The sequence below is a fragment of the Sphingosinicella xenopeptidilytica genome (assembly GCF_042676985.1).
GTDB classification, from domain to species: domain Bacteria; phylum Pseudomonadota; class Alphaproteobacteria; order Sphingomonadales; family Sphingomonadaceae; genus Sphingosinicella; species Sphingosinicella xenopeptidilytica.
The window spans coordinates 711,826-730,391 of sequence record NZ_JBHTIK010000002.1; the positions used below are offsets into that span (position 1 = coordinate 711,826).

An 18,566-nucleotide genomic window follows, 5' to 3' on the forward strand; every position below is an offset into this window, starting at 1 on the left:
ATGACAGCGAGATTTTACGGTTCCATTCCGGCACTTGTCACCCCGTTCCGCGACGGGTCGGTGGATTTTGCCACCTTCGAGGCGTTTGTGGACTGGCAGATCGCCGAAGGCAGCACCGGCCTCGTGCCTTGCGGCACCACCGGCGAATCGGCCACGATGACGATCGACGAGCACAATGCCGTGATCGCCGCCTGCATCAAAGCGGCCGCCGGCCGCGTGCCGGTGATCGCGGGCTGCGGCTCCAACGACACGGCGTGCGCGGTTTCGCACGTCCGCCACGCCGAGAAGGCGGGGGCGGATGCGGCGCTCGTCGTCAGCCCCTATTACAACAAGCCCAATCAGGAGGGGCTTTACCGCCACTTCAAGGCGGTCGCAGAGGCAACCAGCCTGCCGATCATCCTCTACAACATCCCCGGACGCAGCATCGTCGACATCGCGCCTGCGACGATGAAGCGTCTTTCCGAAATCCCGAACATCGCCGGTGTGAAGGACGCGACCGGCGTGCTTCAGCGCATTTCGGAACAGCGCCTTTCGTGCGGCACGGACTTCATCCAGCTTTCGGGCAACGACGACATGACACTCGGCGTCATGGTTTCGGGCGGGCACGGTTGCATCTCGGTGACGGCGAACGTCGCCCCGCGCCTGTGTGCCGATTTCCAGACGGCCTGCCGCGAAAAGCGCTGGGACGATGCGCTCGCGCTTCAGGACCGGCTCTATCCGCTGCACGCCGGCCTCTTCTCGGACGCAAGCCCCGGCCCGGCGAAATATGCGCTTTCGAAGCTCGGCAAGCTGCATGAAGAGCTGCGTCTGCCGATGGTTCCGGCCGGAGAGGCCGCACGGCGCATTGTGGATGCTGCGATGGCCCATGCCGGGATCGCCTGATGGTACGCCCGCAACGGGCAGGCAGTTTCAGCAAGGTCAAGACCGTCGCTGAAAACCGCAAGGCCCGCTACGAATATGCGATAGAAGACGTCTTCGAGGCCGGTATCGCGCTGACCGGCACCGAGGTGAAATCGCTGCGCTTCGGCGAGGGCACGATCGCGGAGTCCTATGCCGAGGTGAACGGCGAGGAAGTGTGGCTGATCAACGCCAACATCCCCGAATTCAGCCACGGCAACCGCTTCAACCACGAGCCGCGCCGGCCCCGCAAGCTGCTGCTGCACAGCCGCGAAATCGCCAAGCTGCACGGTGCCGTCGCCCGGCAAGGGATGACATTGGTGCCGCTCTCCATATATTTCAACGAACGGGGTCGTGCGAAGGTCGAACTGGCGCTCGCCAAAGGCAAGAAGCTGCACGACAAGCGGGCGACAGAGCGCGACCGGGACTGGAAGCGCGATCAGGCGCGCATCCTCAGGGATCGCGGTTAGGGTTTTCGATGCGGCTCATAAAGTGGCTGAAGGAAAAGCGCCCCTCGCGCGAGGCGATGTTGGAAAACCGCTGGATGCGGCCGTTCGCCAATACCATCGGCAATCCTGTCATCTGGCATTTCAACCGCAAGTCGGTAGCGCGCGGCGTCGCGCTCGGCATGTTCTTCGGGCTCTCGATTCCCTTCGCGCAGGCGCCTGCCGCGGCGCTGTTCGCCGTGCCGTGCCGCGCGAACCTGCCGGTGGCGGCCTTTGTCACCTTCATCTCGAACCCGCTTACGACGCCCTTCATCTATCTCGGGGCCTACGAGATCGGGCGCTGGATGCTGCGGATTCAGGATGGCGGCCTCGCCAACATGAATGCCGATCACTGGTTCGAAGAATTGAGCGTGGTGCTCACCAATGCGCCGCTGCCCACCGCGATCGGCCTGTTCACGATCGCCACGCTGGGCGCGGTGATCGGCTACCTCGGCATTCATGGTATATGGCGGCTGTGGATTCATCAGCGGATGGAAGCGCGGCGGAAGCGGGATGCGCGGCGGACGGGAGACGGCGATGGGCGGGTTCCGGGAAAAGCTGGTTGAAACCAAGAAGGCGTGGGCGCGCGCCGGACGCCTGCTGACGGGCAAGACCGCCGAACATGGCATCGATCGCCTGCCGCCGGGGCAGCGGCTTGTGGAAAACTGGCCGGTGCTCGATCTTGGTATCCAGCCTGATGTAGCGAAAGCCGACTGGCAGCTTGTGATCGACGGTGCTGTCGAAAATCCCGTGACGTGGGACTGGAGTGCCTTCCTCGCGCAGCCGCAGGTCGAGGATGTCTCCGACATCCACTGCGTCACGCAGTGGTCGCGCTACGACAATCGCTGGAACGGTGTCTCGACGCGTCACATCGCTGATGTCGTGAAGCCGCTCGGCGGGGTGAAGCATGTGCTCTTCACCAGCTACGACGGCTACACGACGAATGTCGAATACGCGCACTTTCTCGAAGAGGACTGCCTCGTCGCGCACACGCACGATGGCGCGCCGATCAGCCGTGAACACGGCGGCCCGGCCCGGCTGGTGATCCCGCGCTACTATTTCTGGAAAAGCCCCAAGTGGCTGAAGCGCATCAGCTTCACTGCCGAAGACAAGCCAGGCTTCTGGGAAGTGCGCGGCTATCACAATGTCGGCGATCCGTGGCTGGAGCAGCGCTACAGTTAAACGTTTGTATAACGGAGTCGGCTGTTCATCGAATGGTCGCTCCGCGCGCACGCGCGAGCCGGTTAGGCTTCCGGTATGCTCATCTGCTTCAGGGACTATCCATTATGAAGACCATTTTTCTGTGTGCTGCTTCTGCGGCCGCGCTCCTTGCTGCGCCGGCGCTTGCCGCTGACAAGCCGGAAATCGGCAGCTGGGGCTTCGACGAAGCAGGCATGGACCGCGGCATTGCAGCCGGCGAAGACTTCACCGGCTTTGCGGGCGGTACGTATCTGCGCAACCTCGAGATTCCCGCTGACCGTTCGAACTATGGCATGTTCACCAAGCTCCGCGACCTCAGCCAGGAGCGTACGCGCACGATCATCGAAGGCGCCGCCGCAAGCCAGGCCGGCAAGGGCTCGGTCGGCCAGAAGGTCGGCGACTACTACGCCAGCTTCCTCGACGAGGCGGTGATCGAGGCCAAGGGGATGACGCCTGTGAAGGCCGAGCTGGATGCGGTCGCCGGTATCAGCTCGAAGGCCGCATTTGCGGCCGCACTCGGCGAGGCGCTGCGCAGCTATGGCCCGTCGCCATTCCTCTACTACATCAATCAGGATGAGAAGGCGCCCGACCGCTACGTGCCAGTCTTCTACCAGGGTGGTATCGGTCTGCCGGACCGCGACTACTACCTTGTCGAGAATCCGGCCTACGTGGAGGCGCGCGATAAGTACAAGGCGCACATCGCACGGATGTTCGTGCTTTCCGGCATTTCGGCGGGCGAAGCGGCGAAGAAGGCCGCCGCCATTTATGACTTCGAACACAAATTTGCCGAGGTGCACTGGACCGTCGTCGACAGCCGCGATTCCGACAAGGCCTACAACAAATGGAATAAGGCAGATTTCGCCGCGAAGGCGCCGGGCTTCGACTGGAACGCCTTTTTTGCCGCGGCAGGTCTCGGCAGCCAGAGCGAATTCATCGTCAGCCAGCCGAGCAGCTTTGCGGGCATGGCGAAGATAATGGGTGAGGCCGACATCGCCACGCTACGCGACTGGCTCGCCTTCAAGACCCTGAAGGACGCAGCGCCGTTGCTGCCCAAGGCCTTCGTCGACGAGAACTTTGCATTCGAGGGCACGACGCTGTCGGGCACCCCCGAAATCCAGCCGCGTTGGAAGCGGGGCGTCGATTCGGTGAACAGTGCGCTCGGCGAAGCGGTGGGGGAACTCTACGTCGCCCGATACTTCACGCCGGAGGCGAAGGCACAGGCGGACGCGCTCGTCCGCAACCTTATTGCTGCGATGGACGCGCGCATTGCAAACCTCTCGTGGATGACCCCCGAGACGAAGGTGAAGGCCCGCGCCAAGCTTGCCGCGTTCAAGCCGAAGATCGGCTATCCGGTGAAGTGGATCGATTATTCGGCGCTCAAAATCGAACCCGGCGACGCCTTCGGCAATGCGAAGCGCGCGGCTGCGTTCGAATACGACCGCAACCTCGCCAAGCTCGGGAAACCCATCGATCACGATGAGTGGTTCATGACGCCGCAGACGGTGAACGCCTACGCGAATCCCACAATGAACGAGGTCGTGTTCCCCGCCGCCATCCTGCAGCCGCCGTTCTTCGATCCGAACGCCGACCCGGCGGTCAACTATGGCGCGATCGGCGCGGTGATCGGCCACGAGATCACGCACCATTTCGACGATCAGGGCCGCAAGTACGATCCCACCGGCAAGCTCGCCGACTGGTGGACGCCCGAGGACGTGAAGCGCTTCAAGGTCTATACCGATCAGGTCGTTGCGCAGTACGGTGCCTACGAGCCGCTTCCCGGCGCACACATCAACGGTGAACTGACGCTGGGCGAGAACATCGCCGACATCGCCGGCCTCACCGTCGCTTACGACGCCTACAAGGCGTCGCTCGGCGGGAAGCCCGCGCCCGTGGTGGGCGGCTTCAGTGGCGACCAGCGATTCTTCCTCGGCTACTCGCAGATCTGGCGGCAGAAGTACCGCGACGCCCAGCTGCAGCAACAGCTCGCAACCGATCCCCACACGCCCGGAAACTGGCGTCCGACAGCCGTGCGCAACCTTGATGCCTGGTATCGGGCCTTTGGTGCGAAGCCGGGCCAGAAGCTCTACCTGCCCGAAGATCAGCGCATCCGCATCTGGTAAGCCTTGACGCGTGGGAGCCGTCCCGTCATGGACGGCCCCAGTGTCGGGGAGTGGCGCAGCCTGGTAGCGCATCTGGTTTGGGACCAGAGGGTCGCAGGTTCGAATCCTGTCTCCCCGACCACCTCTTCAATGTCCCCCTTTTTGCGCCGCCGAACTCGTCCCCCTCTGCTGTTCGCGGCAGCATTTGGCGATTTCCTTGTGCGCTTCCGGCTGGTATCAGCGGCGCTGGTCAGGTTCGGAAATATGACGGGCGAGCACTGCTTCCCGTGTGGTGTTATGGGAAGCGTATGGCCGAAACCTTTTCCGCGGCGGGACCACCGCGTGTCCAGTTGGCGCTGCCGCCAACACTGGAAACAGCGCTCCGTTCAAGCCTCGATGCAGCTGGCGTTGGCCACGTGCGGATCGACGTCTCCGCGCTCTTCGCAGCGCCGCTGGCGAAGCAGCCGCTGATCGTTGCCGCCGAAGCTGGCCTTGTCGCCGGGACGGGGCAGCCTTTGGCGGATATCGGAATTCTATCCAAAACTGCACCAGTTATAGTCATTCTGGACGACGATGCGTTGGACGACGCGATATCCGTTATGGATATTGAAAGTGTCGAACTGGCCGTATGGCCGCTGGAGGCCGAGGACATCTTGAGCATTCTTGAACGCATCGACATCGGGCAGGGCTATGCAGCGGGTGTTCGCGAGACGGGACGCGATGCCTTTGTGCAGATCGGTATGCTGAGCGATGAAGTGAGCCGCATCGCCGATCAGCTCGCACGCCTCGCCAGCATGAAGGAGGGGCCGATGCTGCCGGCGGTCGCAACAGACCGCAGCGCCGCCGAGACCGCACGGAGCCTTCGGGAGATCATCCGCAAGCGGCAGGTGCGCAAGCAGTTCTTTCCGGCCGAACTCTTCGCCGATCCGGCGTGGGACATCATGCTCGACCTTGCCGCCGCCCGGCTGGAAGGCAAGCAGGTGAGCGTTTCCAGCCTGTGCATCGCCGCCGATGTGCCGACAACGACGGCGCTCCGCTGGATCAAGGGCATGACCGACGCCGGGATGCTGGCGCGGCGCAGCGACCCCGGGGACGGACGCCGGAGCTTCATCGACCTTTCCGACGAAGCGGCGGAGGCGATGGAGCGCTACATAGCGCTCGTCGACGGCGGCGCGATCTGAAGCGCGCCGAGGCTAGAAGGGCAGCAGGCTCTTCTTCTTGGAAAAGCGCAGGTAGCCGGCATTGACACCGAGCCGCCAGCCGACGCCGAGCTTGATCGGAACGATCACCACATCGCCGCGCTGCACATACTGGGCGGAAAGACCGCCAATGATGTAGGCCTTGCCCTCAGCCGCGGGATAAGCGCGGAACAGCTCTTCGGTGTCGTAGAGCTTGTAGATGAGAATGAAGGTCTTGCTGCCGTCGGCGCCGACATCGAAGCCCACGGAGGGGCCGCGCCAGTAGATCGGCTGCTCGCCTTCGACCTTGTGGTAGAGTTTGCCCTCTCCATAGCGGACGCCGACGCCGATGGCGCCGCCGCCCTCGCGGCCGGCGATATAGGCGTTGGGCTGGCCGAGATCCTTGAAGATCGTCTCGATCATGCGCGCGAGGCCTTCCGCGCCGCGCCCGAAGACGTTCTCGGCAGCAGTGAGCACCTCGCTCTGGCTGAACACGGGCTGCAGGTCACCGTCACCGACGACGCCGGGCGCGGCATTGGTGGCGGGTGCTGCGGGAACGCCACTTTGCGCCGAGGGCGGCGGAGGCGGCGGGGCCGTAGACGCTTGGGCCACGGGTGCGGTCGATGGCGGCACTTCGGCCGACATCGTGCCATAGGCAGCTTCGCTCCCCGGAATTGGTGCCAGATCGGCATTGGCATCCTGCGCGTGCGCCGTCGCCGCCAGGAACATCATCGAGAACACTGCCAATCCGGCCCTGCCCATGCGAAACATCAACGTGTGTCTCCCGCTTCATTGTCGGTTTCGGGCAGACCATGCGTCGGGGAGTCCCCGAAATCAATGGCGCCTTCCGAGGCGTTACTTGAAAGCCGCACGGCTGAACCCCGCTTGAACCGCAGATACTTAGAATGCGTCACACTCTTGTCACCCGGTGCGTGGCATGTTGAAATATGCCTCAAATACGTCCGACTCGACAGCGGACGGCGATACTGGGGAGAGAAACGTGACGTTGCAGGATGATATTGCACGCGTTTCGGTACGCACCATGAGTGACATTCGCCCCGCTTCGGAAGCGCTGCGCGACATGGTGGAGCGCAACGCGCCCACGTTCCGGATCGCGATTACCGACAATATCTGCTCGAAGCGGCCCATGGTGGACGACGAGGGGAATACGCTCTCTTCGGAAGTCTTCGGCTTCGTGAGCGACGAGGAGCGGCAGTGGAGCGAGCACCGCGTCGCGCTCAGTTCTCCGCTGCTTCGGGCCTGCCGGTATGAAAGCGAGCCGTTCTGGGCGAACGAGGAGGGCTTCCGCACGCAGCAGCCGAACCCGTACCTCGATGGTATCGACCTCTCGAACTTCGACAAAAGGGCGATGTGCCACGCCGCCGTGGTGATCCCGGTGCATCTGCCGTTCGGCCAGATCGGCGTCGCGGTGATCGGATCGGCGCGGAATCAGAGCGACCTTTCAGAGGTTTACGAGAATTTTGCCGACGAGTGGGCCGTATGGGTCCACCGTTTCCTCGCGGGCTATGTGAAGCTGATGCGCACGCGCAAATGGCTGCCGATGGACTGCCAACTCACCAAGCGCGAGGTCGAGTGCCTGCGCTGGGCGGCAGTGGGCAAAACCGACAAGGAGATCAGCCTGATCCTTGCGCGGAGCCACGCCACCGTGCGCTTCCACATCCAGAACGCGGGCGAGAAGCTGGACGCGGTGAACCGCAGCCAGACGATCTTCAAAGCCGCGCAATTGGGGTATCTCGGCCTCGCGGCCTAGCCTCTTCCACTTCCGCGAAGTAGGCGAAGTAGAGGCCAAGACGGAATATTCGGTGCGCGTCGGAGCCGATTGACGGCCGATACGCTTCAAAGAGCAATCGGCACTTTCTTCACACGATTCCCTATTTGGGAAGAGGGCCAAAGCCGCCGCCGCCGGGGGTTTCGATTTCCACGGCATCGCCGACCTGAACCTCGGCACGCGCCGTGGCGGCGAGGGGTTCGATCGCACCGTTTGCGCGAATGATGCGGCCTGCGCCGGGTTTGGCGCCCGCGCCGCCCAACAGGCCGAAGGGCGCGACGCGGCGGCGGTTGGCGAGGAGGCTCACGGTCATCGGTTCGAGGAATTTGAGGCGGCGGATGACGCCGTTGCCACCTTCGTAGCGACCCGCGCCGCCTGAGCCGGTGCGGATACGGAAGGATTCGAGGCGGACGGGGAAGCGGAGTTCGAGGACTTCGGGGTCGGTGAGGCGACTGTTGGTCATGTGGGTCTGTACTGCGTCGGCGCCGTCGAACTCCGGGCCCGCGCCCGCGCCGCCCGCGATCGTCTCGTAATACTGGTGGCGGGCGTTTCCGAAGGTGAGGTTGTTCATCGTGCCCTGCGCGGCGGCCATGACGCCAAGCGCACCGTAGAGCGCGTCGCAGATGACCTGGCTGGTTTCCACGTTGCCCGCGACCACCGCCGCGCCCGCCGCGGGATTGAGCATCGTGCCTTCGGGGACGATGAGCGTAATGGGGCGCAGGCAGCCCTCGTTCATCGGGATCTCGTCGTCGACGAGCGTACGGAACACGTAGAGCACGGCGGCGCGACAGACCGAGAGCGGCGCGTTGAAATTGTCGGGAAGCTGGGCGCTGGTGTTGGTGAAATCGACCGTGGCCGAGCGGCTTGTGTGATCGACGGTGACGCGGACTTCGACCGCTGCGCCATTATCCATCTCGTAGCGGAAGTGGCCGTCCGACAGCGCGCCGATCGCTTGCCGCACGGCGGCTTCGGCGTTGTCCTGCACATGGCGCGTGTAGGCCTCGACCGTATCGAGGCCGAATTCGGCGATCATGGCGCGGAGCGCATCGCCGCCGCGTGTGCAGGCGGCGACCTGTGCTTTCAGATCGGCGATGTTCTGGGCAGAGTTTCGCGCCGGATAGGGGCCGGATGCGAGTGTTTTTTGCGTCTCGGTTTCGCAAAACGCACCGACCGAGACGAGCAACTGGCTGTCGAAGAGAACGCCTTCCTCGTCCAGCGTCTTCGAATCCGGCGGCATCGAGCCGGGGGTAAGGCCGCCGATGTCGGCCTGATGGCCGCGCGCCGCCGTGTAGAACAGGATGGCGCCGCCGTCGGCGCGGGCGAACACGGGGGCGACGACGGTGACGTCCGGCAGGTGCGTGCCGCCGTTCATCGGGTTGTTGAGCGCGAAGGCGTCTCCGGGCCGCATCCGGCCGCCATGGGCGCGGATGACGGCGCGCACGCTGTCGCCCATCGATCCGAGGTGGACGGGCATGTGCGGCGCATTGGCGATGAGGCCGCCTTCGAGATCGAACAGCGCGCAGGAGAAATCCAGCCGCTCCTTGATGTTCACCGAGTGCGCGGTGGTCTGGAGCGCGATGCCCATTTCCTCGGCGATGGCCATGAAGCGGTTGTTGAAGATCTCCACCATCACTGGATCGACATCGGTGCCGAGCGCGCGCTGCGTGGGCAGGGGCACGATGCGGCGGAGGATGAGGTCACCGCCGGGTGAAACCTCACCGCGCCAACCCGCGTCGATCACTGTGGTCGCGCCGTCTTCGAGGATGACGGCGGGGCCGTTTATGGCCTCGCCCGGCACGAGGGCGCCGCGCGCCAGAACGGGGGCTTCGGTGGGCTTGCCGTCCACGATCATCGTGCAGGCGGAGGCGGATTGCGCTTTGCTTTCGACGCGGATCGGCGGCGCGGGCCAATGGCCGACCGCTTCCACGCTCACCGCCTCGATCACCAGCGCGCCGCCGGGCATCACGTAGCCGAAGCGGGCGCGGTGCTCCGTTTCGAAGGCTGCGCGCATCGCTTTGGATGGAGCGAGTGGAAGCGAGAGGCCGCTGTCCGCGCCTGTATAACGAAGCTCCGCACGGCGCGAGACGGAAACGCCTGCGAGGTCGTCCGCCTGCGCCGCGAGCGCGGTGCGGGCGTCGGCTTCGAGCATGTCGGCGAGAGCTTCGGCGGCGGCGATGCCTTCGTCCAGCGGTGTGCCGAGCGTGCGTTCGCGCAAGGTGGTGAGGTCGGCAAGGCCCATGCCGAGCGCCGAGAGCAGCCCGGCGAGCGGGTGCACATAGACCTCGCCGATGCCGAGTGCGTCGGCGACCTTGCAGGCGTGCTGGCCCCCCGCGCCGCCGAAGCTCGAAAGCGTACAGGTGGTGACGTTGTGGCCGCGCTGGATAGAAATCTGCCGCACGGCCTTCGCCATGTCGTCCACGGCAATGGCGATGAAGCCTTCCGCAAGCGCCGCGCCGGTGATCGTGCGGCCGGTGGCGGCGGAAACTTCGGTGGCGAGGGTGTCGACGTGGCGGACGACGGCGTCGCGGTCGAGCGGTTCGTCGCCGCCGGGGCCGAAGATCGCCGGGAAATGCGCGGGCTGGATGCGGCCGAGATAGATGTTGCAATCGGTGATGGTGAGCGGCCCGCCGCGCCGGTAGCTCATCGGGCCGGGGTTGGCGCCCGCCGATTCCGGACCGACGCGCAGCCGCGTGCCGTCGAAGCGGCAGATCGAGCCGCCTCCGGCCGCGACCGTGTGGATCGCGAGCATCGGCGCGCGGATGCGCGTGCCCGCCACGATGGTTTCGTGCGTGCGCTCGAAGCTGCCGGTGTAGAGCGAGACGTCGGTCGAGGTGCCGCCCATGTCGAAGCCGACGACGCGGGCTATGCCCGCGGCCCCGGCCGTTTTCGCCATGCCGACGATGCCGCCTGCCGGGCCGGACAGGATGGCGTTCGCGCCGGTGAACGCGCCTTCGCCCGCAAGGCCGCCGCTCGATTGCATGAACATCAGGCGTGTCGCGGGATCGAGCTTTTCCGTCACCTGCCGCACGTAGCGGCGGAGCGCGGGGGACAGGTAGGCGTCGGCCACGGTGGTATCGCCGCGCCCGACGAGTTTGATGAGCGGGGCGATTTCGTGACTGACGGAAATCTGCGTGAAACCAGCAGCTTCAGCGAGGTTTCTCAGACGTCGTTCATGGTCGGGGAAGCGGTAGCCGTGCATCAGCACGATGGCGACAGCGTTGATGCCGCGTGCGCGGGCGGCGGCGAAACCCGCGGCGGCCTGCGCCTCGTCGAGCGTGTGGACGACTTCGCCGTCCGCACCCACGCGCTCGTCGATCTCCAGCACCTCGGCATAGAGCGGCGACGGCTTCGTGATGGCGCGGGTGAACAGCTTCGGGCGGGCCTGATAGCCGATGGCGAGCGCATCCGCGAAGCCGCGCGTGATCGCGAGGAGAGTCGGCTCGCCCTTGCGTTCGAGCAGCGCATTGGTGGCGACGGTGGTGCCCATCTTCACCGACGCCACGCACGCGTCCGGCGCATGGCCGAGCAGGCGGGTGATGCCCGCGATGGCGGCGTCCGCGTACTGCTCCGGGTTTTCCGAAAGCAGCTTGGCGGTTTTCAGTGTGCCGTCAGGCGCGAGCGCGACGATATCGGTGAACGTGCCGCCGCGATCGATCCAGAATTGCCAGCCCTGCTGCTCCATGCAGGCTGGTTACAGGATGCCGCCGCCAAGCCAAAGCCGAACCGATGCAAGGATCAGCACGAAGATGTTGAGATTGCGGCCCGCGTTGCTGTCCGACAACGTACCGATGCCGGCGCCGAGCGCCGCGATGGGCAGCGCCAACCAGTTGACGAGGCCGATGAGCGGGAACAGGCCGATGATGCCGACAACGAGCGCGACAAGGCCGATGAGGACGGAGATGAGGTTCAGCATTCGGGTTCCAGTGTGTCGTTCGACTATGACACCAATTTAGGTTGGCTTCGCGTCTTGGCAAGATGCGTCCCGCAATGATCGACCCGATGGACCTTCGCGAGCTTCTGCTTGCTCACGCCCGCGCGCGGGAGAGCGTGACCTATGCCGAGGCGCTCGGAGCGTTCGGCTACAGCTTCTCCCGGCCGAAGATGCGGGCACTGTGCACGATTCTCGGCGACGTGGACGCCTATGCGCGCGGGCGCGGCGAGCCGGAAATGGCGGTGCTCGTCGTCCGCCAGTCGGACCGGCTGCCGGGGCAGGGCTGGTGGGTGGCGGGCGGCGCGGAAGGGTACAAGGGCCTGTGGGAAGGCCCGGACGCGCGGCGGCATGTCACGAAGCTCCAGAAGCGCGTGTTCGACTATTGGGCGAAGCGCTGACGCCGATTGTCATCACCAATTCGGCATGTAAAGCTGCGCCATGAACTTCATGCAGCTCATCCAGTCTTTGGACGATTTGCTTTATGAGCTGATGAGCTGGCTGATCTTCTTTCCGCTTACGCTCTGGCGCACGATAACCCGCCCATTGGAAATGATGGCCTATGCCGGCAGGGAGCTGAGAGAGCTTCCCGAAAAGCAGTTCCGCGAAGCCTTGAGCCCACCGCTTTTCCTCCTGCTGGCGCTCCTGGTTTCCCACGCTCTCGAGCTGTCCGTGAACGGCAGCACCAATCTTATCCTTGCGGATAATCGTGGCCTGGCGAGGTTTGTTGATAGCGACACGAAGCTCCTGCTTCTCAGGCTGGCCATATTCTCGATTATACCCCTGCTCCTCGCGACGATCGTCGCGCGCGCCAGCAAATCGAAGCTCAGCGACGAAACGCTGAAAGCTCCTTTCTACGAACAATGCTATCCTGCCGCACCGTTTGCGCTGGCCATCGGCATCGGAACGCTTCTTCTCCACCGTGGCACGGTGTCGGCCGCTCTCGGCATCGCGATCATGCTCGCCGCGCTGATCGCTTATCTTGCGGTTCAGATTGTCTGGTTTCGTCGGCAGCTCGGCTGTGGCATTTTCAGGGCCGGTCTTTTGGCGGGATGTGCGATGATCGGAGGCCTTCTTTTCACATTACTGATCGGAATACTGCTCATCTGACCACGCAGCAGGGGACAAGAAATGCGCCGAACGACGTCGTTGGTTATTTTCGCAGGCCTTTGCGGCGCGACCTCCGCTTCCGCCGAAACACCATCCGACATTCGTGACCTTGTCGGCGCGCGCGCAGCCGGTGGGGAGACACAGCTTGAGGCGCGGGGGTACGCCAATGTCGGCGGCGAGACCGGCGACGATCGCAAATGGACATACTGGTGGAACGCCGGAACCCAGACCTGCGTCACCGTATCGACCGTGGATGGGCGCTATGAGGCGATCACGACCTCACCCCCCGCCGATTGTCGCCGGACGGCGGCGCCCCTCTCGGCAGAGCCGCGCCCGGTGCCCGGTGCCGGCGACGGCCAGCACTGGTTCGATATCGGGCTCGTCTGTTTCGGCGAAGGCAAGCGGCCGACGACGGCAACGCGCTATGGCTATACCTGGGATTTCGACAAGGGCCGGTATGTCTATGGCAACCGCACCGAACTCACGACGCAGGATTTCGATGCGTCCGTGATGATCCAGATCTGGGATGGTGGCGGACGCATCCGTCTTCCGAACAAGCTGATCCCGCCCATTCACTCACGGGGAGATCATGGGTGGTGGGAGCTGAACAATGTGTCCACCGGCCCGAACACGATCACAGCTGATTATCGCTTGAACGGACTGAACAAGCCCAAGCTCACCATCGACAGACGGTCTGGCCATATTTCGATTCGTGGCACAGCAGACTATGCCTTTATCGGAACGTGTGATTCTGCCGACAATCAGGAACGCCGCTTCTAGAAGCGGACGTCAAAGCTCCCGCGCCGAGAAGGTGTCGCACCGGTTCGGGTCGCCCGTCTCGTAGCCGCGCTTGAACCAGGCCATGCGCTGCGCCGACGTGCCGTGCGTAAAGCTGTCGGGAACCACATAGCCCTGCGACTGGCGTTGCAGGCGGTCGTCGCCGATGGCGTTCGCGGCGGTGAGGGCTTCCTCGATGTCGCCGGGTTCGAGCTGCTGCTGGACGGTGCGAGCCCAGAGGCCCGCGTAGCAATCCGCCTGTAGCTCCATCTTCACCTGCAGCGCATTGCCTTCCGCCTTGCTGACCCGCGCCTGCTGCTGGCGGAGTTCGTTCGACAGGCCGGTGATCGTCTGGACGTGGTGGCCGACCTCGTGCGCGATGACATAGGCCTGCGCGAAATCGCCTCCCGCGCCGAGCTGCTTTTCGAGCTGATCGAAGAAGCTGGTGTCGATGTAGATCTTCTGGTCCGCCGGGCAATAGAAGGGGCCGGTCGCCGATTGCGCGGTGCCGCAGCCGGATTGACCCTGGCCTGCGTAAAAGACGAGCGTCGGCTCCGGATAGTCCTGCCCGGATTGCTTGAAGATCTTGTTCCACGTGTCTTCGGTGTCGGCGAGGACGGTGCAGGAGAAGCGGTGGAGGTCACTGCGTTCGCAGCCCTGGCCTTCGCCGGGGGTAGCGGACGGCGCCTGCTGCTGCGTGGGAACGCCGCCCTGCTGGGAAAGGCCGCCGAGGAGTTGCATCGGATCGACGCCGAAGACGAGCGCCAGCACGATGACGATGACAAGCGTGCCGCAGCCCATGCCGCCCTTGCCGCCGATGGGGAGCCTGCCGCCACCCATCGGGAAGCCCATGCCGCCACCGCTGCCGGTCTGGTCCTCGACGTTGTCGCTCATTCTGCGGCCGCGCCAGCGCATGGATGGTCTCCCCGGTTGTTGGACGCTGAAGGTACCGGCTTGCCGCGTGGGCGTAAACTATTCCGCGATGGCCTCTTCGATCACGTCGTAGATACGCGAGAGGTCCGTGTCGTCCGTGCAATAGGGCGGCATCAGGTAGACCGTGTTGCCGAGCGGGCGGAGCAGCACGTCGCGTTCGCGGAACGCCGCGAGCAAACGGGGCCCGAGCGCGGAGAGATAGTTGCCGGTGGTGTCCTCGACTTCGACCGCCGTGATCGTGCCGATCTGGCGGGCGTTTCGGATGCGGGGGTGCGTCGCAAGCTTCCCAAGCTTCTGCTCCTGGCGCTGGGTGAGATCGGCGATGCGTTCAAGCACCGGCTCTTCGCGCCAGATCGCGATGTTGGCGACGGCGGCGGCGCAGGAGAGCGGGTTCGCAGTGAAGCTGGACGAATGGTAGAAGAGCTTGGCGCGGTCCTTCGAGAGGTGTGCTTCGAAGATCGGCGGGGTGGCGAGCGTGACGGCGAGCGGGACGGCGCCGCCGGTGAGGCCTTTGGCGAGGCAGAGGATGTCGGGGACGATCCCGGCCTGCTCGCAGGCGAGCAGCGTGCCGGTGCGGCCCCAGCCGGTCATAACCTCGTCGGCGATGAAAAGGACGCCGTGGCGGCGGCAGATGGCGTGCATCTCGCGGAGCGTGTCCGCGCCGTAGATCATCATGCCGCCCGCGCCGAGGACGAGCGGCTCGACGATGAAGGCTGCCGGGCTTTCGGTGCGGCAGAGGCGTTCGAGCGTGTCGAGCGTTTCCTGCTCGCGGCCTGCGGCAGGGAAGGGGACGGTGCCGACGTCGAACAGCAGCGGGTCGTAAGCGGCATTGTAGACGCCGCGTTCGCCCACCGACATCGTGCCGATGGTGTCGCCGTGGTAGCTGTGCTCCATCACGAGGATGCGGTGGCGGGCGCCGCGATCGCGCCAGTAGCCGAGAGCCATCTTGAGCGCGACCTCGACGGCGGTGGAGCCGCTGTCCGAAAAGAAGACGTGCGCGAGCGGGGCGGGGAGCATCTCGACGAGCGCGGCGGCGACGGTTTCGGCGGGCTCGTGCGTCCAGCCCGCGAAGATCATCTGGTCGAGCTTCGTCGCCTGATCGGCGATGGCGGCCATGATGCGCGGGTGGCAGTGGCCGTGCGTCGTGACCCACCACGACGAGATGGCGTCGATAATGCGGCGGCCGTCGTCTGTGTAAAGCGCGCAGCCTTCGGCGCGGACGATGCGCGGGATCGGTTCGCCGAGGCCGTGCTGGGTGAAGGGGTGCCAGACGGGTGAGGTCATCGGAAATCCTCCAGCCGGAAGGCGGATGCGAAGGCGGACGACAGAGACGGTGCGGTGAGGGGGACGTGGGGGAGGCGACCGAGACGCCTGACCTTGCCGATCGCGCAGATCGTGGCTTCGCTGTCTTCGTTGGCGTCGCCGGAAAAGGCGATGCCGAGGATGGAAACGCCGCGCGCGCGCAGCGCCTCCACGGTGAGCAGGCTGTGGTTGATCGTGCCGAGTTCGGTGCGCGCGACGATGACGACCGGGAGGCCCCAGCGGGCGAAAACGTCGGCGTAGAGAATCCGGCGGGTTACCGGGACGAGCGCGCCGCCTGCGCCTTCGACGACGAGCGGATTATGCGCCGGGAGGGCGAGGCGGGCGGGATCGATCTCTATGCCGTCGAGCTCGGCGGCGCGGTGCGGCGAGCAGGGCGTCGTGAGACGGTAGGCTTCGGGAAGGATGTGATCCACCGGAAGGCCCGAAAGCGCCGCGACGCTTTCCGTGTCGCTGCCGTCTTCGAGACCCGCCTGCACGGGTTTCCAGTAATGCGCGCGAAGCGCTCCGGTGAGCGCGGCGGCGAACACCGTCTTGCCGACGCCGGTATCGGTGCCGGTGACGACGATGCGGCTCATGCAAGCACCTCTTGAAGGACTGCCGCGAGGGCCGATACGTCGTTTTCGGAGACGTTCAGCGTCAGCGAGATGCGCAGGCGCGAGGTGCCCGCCGGTACCGTTGGCGGACGGATGCCGCGCACGTCGAACCCGGCGGCCTGAACCGCGCCCGCCGCGCGCATGGTGCGCGCGTCGTCTCCGAGGATCAGCGGCATCACCTGCGAGCCCGAGATGAGCGCGCCATGTGGGCCCAGCGTACGCTCGGCATGGGCGATGAGCGCGGCGAGCTTTGCACGGCGATCGTCGGCGGTTTCGATGATGCGCAGCGCTGCGCGTACAGCGGCCGCCATCAGCGGCGAAGGGGCGGTCGAGAAGATGAATCCGCGCCCGCGATTGACGAGGAAGTCGTTGACGACGGCGGGCGCGCAGACGAGCGCGCCTTCGCAGCCGAGCGCCTTGCCGCAGGTGTGCAGCGTGATGACGTTGTCGCGGCCTTCGAGCGCCGCCGCGAGCCCGCGGCCAGCTTCGCCGAACACGCCGGTCGCGTGCGCTTCGTCTATGATGAGAACGGCGTCGTTCGCATCGGCAAGCGCGGCGAGATCGGCGAGCGGCGCGCGGTCTCCATCCATGCTGTAGAGGCTTTCGACCGCGATCCAGGCGCGGCCCGCGCTACCGCGGCCGCGCCACGCGGCAATCGCATCGGCGAAGGCATCGACGTCGTTGTGGGGCACGGCGACGGCTTCGGCGCGCGTGAGCCGCAAGCCTTCGTGGACGCTGGCGTGGATGAGTTCATCATAGACGACGAGATCGCCGCGCTGCGGCAGCGTCGAGACGATCGCCGAGTTCGCCGTGTAGCCGGTCGCGAACCACAGCGCGCTTTCGGCGCCGAAGAAGCGCGCGGCTTCGGCTTCGAGCGTCTCGTGCTCCGGATGATTGCCGCGCAGCAGCCGCGAACCGCCCGAGCCGGCGGGAACACCGCGCGCGACCGCCTCCGCGACGGCGGCGGCAAGCGCGGGATCGCCTGCGAGTGCGAGATAATCGTTCGAAGAGAAGTCCGTGCCCACGCGCGGTATCAGCCGCCTGCGGCGGGAGGCGGCGTCGAGCCGCTGGAGATCGCTGGCGAGGGCCTCGAAAACCGACATGGCGCGCTGCCTAGACCAAGATGCGCCGGAGGGACACGCCTTTTTGATGCTTGCAGGATCGCGTTTTTGTCCCCATCTTTCGAATCGAGTTCAACAAGTGCGAAAGGAGGTGACCGATGTCTCATGGTTCAGCGATGGGGTCGGTTCAGCTCGTTCGGGGGTATCGCGCCTGAGGCTTTTGCCTGAGGATTAGACGGGTTCCCGGGCCGGACTGCCGGCCGCTGACCCATGTTGAAAGGCCGTGCCGGAGCGATCCGGGGCGGCCTTTCTCCGTTTTGCGCTGCTTTGCGACGGTTCGAGGCGAATCGAGCCACGCCCGGGGCAGGCCGTTTTCACCCGTCATTTCATTCGGAACCTTCACGCTATGCTGCGGTTGCTAGATCGAGGGCTCGTGCGCCCGATCACCGAGAGGGAGAAGAATGAAGACTTCCACGTTTCTGAAGGCGGTTGCCATTTCCGCACTGTTGGCCACGCCTGTCGCGGCGCAGGTCGCGGAGCCCCCCGAAGCCGCGACCGCAGCGCCTGCAGCTCCCGCCGAGGCCCAAGTTGAAACGGCCGTCGCCGTCGACCCCACTTCGGTGATCGGCAACGTTCTCGCGACTCCGGAACTCAGCACGCTCGCGCAGGCCGTGAAGGCTGCCGAGCTGGTTGACGATCTTTCGCAGCCGGGACCGTTCACGGTCTTTGCCCCAAACAATGATGCGTTCGCGCGGCTTGGCACGACCACGGTTCAGCAGCTGATGCAGCCGAACGCAAAGGCGCAGCTTTCGGGCCTCGTCAATTATTTTGTCGTTCCCGGCAGGCTGACGCAAGCCGATGTCGTGGCCGCGATCGAAGCGGGTGGCGGCAAGGCCGAGGTGAAAACCGTCCAAGGCAGCACGCTGACCGCGACGCTCGACGCCGGCATCGTCAAGCTCACCGACAGTCAGGGCAATGCGACCTATATCACGAAGCCCGATGTTCAGGCCTCGAACGGTGTCGTTCACGTCGTCAATGGCATTGTGGTTCCTGCGCAGGGTTAAGTACGGCGCAACGATCACAGTCCGATCAAGGCTTTACAGGAACGCCCTGCGCCCCTATGCGGCGTGGGGCGTTTCCATTTTGGGCGAATCTGCCCTCTTATCCCCGATATCCCCATTATCCACAGGCTG

The 18,566-nt window shown here is 65.1% G+C and carries 18 protein-coding genes and 1 tRNA gene; 12 read left to right on the forward strand and 7 right to left on the reverse strand.

What is annotated here, in order from left to right:
• From dapA to ACFQ00_RS06285, 7 genes are all read left to right on the forward strand, one after another.
• Window positions 1–882, forward strand: coding sequence for a 4-hydroxy-tetrahydrodipicolinate synthase (dapA, locus tag ACFQ00_RS06255; protein ID WP_381487748.1), 882 nt, complete (start codon window positions 1–3; stop codon window positions 880–882).
• Window positions 882–1,367 (forward strand): SsrA-binding protein SmpB, encoded by a 486-nt coding sequence (gene smpB, locus ACFQ00_RS06260; protein WP_293778240.1) that lies wholly within the window; start codon window positions 882–884, stop codon window positions 1,365–1,367. Before dapA ends, smpB begins: the two co-directional genes overlap by 1 nt.
• 8 nt (window positions 1,368–1,375) lie before the next feature.
• Window positions 1,376–1,948, forward strand: a complete 573-nt coding sequence (locus ACFQ00_RS06265) for a DUF2062 domain-containing protein (protein WP_381487751.1) — start codon at window positions 1,376–1,378, stop codon at window positions 1,946–1,948.
• Window positions 1,920–2,564 carry a sulfite oxidase-like oxidoreductase gene (locus tag ACFQ00_RS06270; RefSeq protein WP_381487753.1) on the forward strand — a complete coding sequence of 215 codons (645 nt, stop codon included), beginning with the start codon at window positions 1,920–1,922 and terminating at the stop codon, window positions 2,562–2,564. The genes ACFQ00_RS06265 and ACFQ00_RS06270 overlap by 29 nt, the downstream gene beginning before the upstream one ends.
• 104 nt (window positions 2,565–2,668) lie before the next feature.
• A complete protein-coding gene (locus ACFQ00_RS06275; protein ID WP_381487756.1) occupies window positions 2,669–4,702 on the forward strand; it encodes a M13 family metallopeptidase in 2,034 nt (677 codons plus the stop codon).
• Between the two features lie 44 nt (window positions 4,703–4,746).
• Window positions 4,747–4,823, forward strand: a tRNA-Pro gene (locus ACFQ00_RS06280).
• A 166-nt stretch (window positions 4,824–4,989) separates the two neighbouring features.
• Window positions 4,990–5,862 (forward strand): MarR family transcriptional regulator, encoded by an 873-nt coding sequence (locus ACFQ00_RS06285; protein WP_381487759.1) that lies wholly within the window; start codon window positions 4,990–4,992, stop codon window positions 5,860–5,862.
• A 12-nt stretch (window positions 5,863–5,874) separates the two neighbouring features.
• Here ACFQ00_RS06285 and ACFQ00_RS06290 read toward each other — a convergent pair whose 3' ends face one another.
• Complete coding sequence (locus ACFQ00_RS06290) at window positions 5,875–6,630, reverse strand: DUF1134 domain-containing protein (RefSeq protein ID WP_381487891.1); 756 nt, start codon at window positions 6,628–6,630, stop codon at window positions 5,875–5,877.
• A gap of 229 nt (window positions 6,631–6,859) precedes the next feature.
• Here ACFQ00_RS06290 and ACFQ00_RS06295 point away from each other — a divergent pair, with 229 nt between their 5' ends.
• The gene (locus ACFQ00_RS06295) at window positions 6,860–7,630 is read left to right on the forward strand and encodes a helix-turn-helix transcriptional regulator (protein ID WP_381487764.1); all 771 of its coding nucleotides are present in this window, start codon (window positions 6,860–6,862) and stop codon (window positions 7,628–7,630) included.
• Window positions 7,631–7,751: 121 nt separating this feature from the next.
• On the opposite strand, the gene ACFQ00_RS06300 is transcribed toward ACFQ00_RS06295, so the two are convergent.
• Together ACFQ00_RS06300 and ACFQ00_RS06305 are read right to left on the reverse strand one after the other, a co-directional pair.
• Entirely contained in the window at window positions 7,752–11,330 is a 3,579-nt protein-coding gene (locus ACFQ00_RS06300) for a hydantoinase B/oxoprolinase family protein (RefSeq protein WP_381487767.1), read from the reverse strand.
• 9 nt (window positions 11,331–11,339) lie between these two features.
• On the reverse strand, window positions 11,340–11,561 hold the full coding sequence (locus ACFQ00_RS06305; RefSeq protein WP_374593797.1) for a hypothetical protein: 222 nt from the start codon (window positions 11,559–11,561) through the stop codon (window positions 11,340–11,342).
• A 74-nt stretch (window positions 11,562–11,635) separates the two neighbouring features.
• Between ACFQ00_RS06305 and ACFQ00_RS06310 the strand changes: the two genes are divergently transcribed.
• Genes ACFQ00_RS06310 through ACFQ00_RS06320 form a run of 3 tightly spaced genes read left to right on the forward strand, consistent with a single transcriptional unit; the run spans window position 11,636 to window position 13,466 of the window.
• A complete protein-coding gene (locus tag ACFQ00_RS06310; protein ID WP_381487770.1) occupies window positions 11,636–11,977 on the forward strand; it encodes a ribose-phosphate pyrophosphokinase in 342 nt (113 codons plus the stop codon).
• Window positions 11,978–12,017: 40 nt separating this feature from the next.
• Entirely contained in the window at window positions 12,018–12,686 is a 669-nt protein-coding gene (locus ACFQ00_RS06315; protein WP_381487773.1) for a hypothetical protein, read from the forward strand.
• A gap of 21 nt (window positions 12,687–12,707) precedes the next feature.
• Window positions 12,708–13,466 (forward strand): hypothetical protein, encoded by a 759-nt coding sequence (locus tag ACFQ00_RS06320; RefSeq protein WP_381487776.1) that lies wholly within the window; start codon window positions 12,708–12,710, stop codon window positions 13,464–13,466.
• Window positions 13,467–13,475: 9 nt separating this feature from the next.
• Here the strand turns inward: ACFQ00_RS06320 and ypfJ are convergent, their stop codons facing one another.
• The 4 genes from ypfJ to ACFQ00_RS06340 are packed head-to-tail and all read right to left on the reverse strand — an operon-like array spanning window position 13,476 to window position 17,415.
• Window positions 13,476–14,378, reverse strand: coding sequence for a KPN_02809 family neutral zinc metallopeptidase (ypfJ, locus tag ACFQ00_RS06325; protein WP_381487778.1), 903 nt, complete (start codon window positions 14,376–14,378; stop codon window positions 13,476–13,478).
• A gap of 57 nt (window positions 14,379–14,435) precedes the next feature.
• On the reverse strand, window positions 14,436–15,680 hold the full coding sequence (locus tag ACFQ00_RS06330) for an adenosylmethionine--8-amino-7-oxononanoate transaminase (RefSeq protein ID WP_381487780.1): 1,245 nt from the start codon (window positions 15,678–15,680) through the stop codon (window positions 14,436–14,438).
• Window positions 15,677–16,294 (reverse strand): dethiobiotin synthase, encoded by a 618-nt coding sequence (bioD, locus tag ACFQ00_RS06335; protein WP_381487783.1) that lies wholly within the window; start codon window positions 16,292–16,294, stop codon window positions 15,677–15,679. Before bioD ends, ACFQ00_RS06330 begins: the two co-directional genes overlap by 4 nt.
• Window positions 16,291–17,415, reverse strand: coding sequence for an 8-amino-7-oxononanoate synthase (locus ACFQ00_RS06340; RefSeq protein ID WP_381487787.1), 1,125 nt, complete (start codon window positions 17,413–17,415; stop codon window positions 16,291–16,293). The genes bioD and ACFQ00_RS06340 overlap by 4 nt, the downstream gene beginning before the upstream one ends.
• A gap of 419 nt (window positions 17,416–17,834) precedes the next feature.
• Between ACFQ00_RS06340 and ACFQ00_RS06345 the strand changes: the two genes are divergently transcribed.
• A complete protein-coding gene (locus ACFQ00_RS06345; RefSeq protein WP_381487790.1) occupies window positions 17,835–18,437 on the forward strand; it encodes a fasciclin domain-containing protein in 603 nt (200 codons plus the stop codon).
• The last annotated feature ends 129 nt before the right edge of the window (window positions 18,438–18,566 follow it).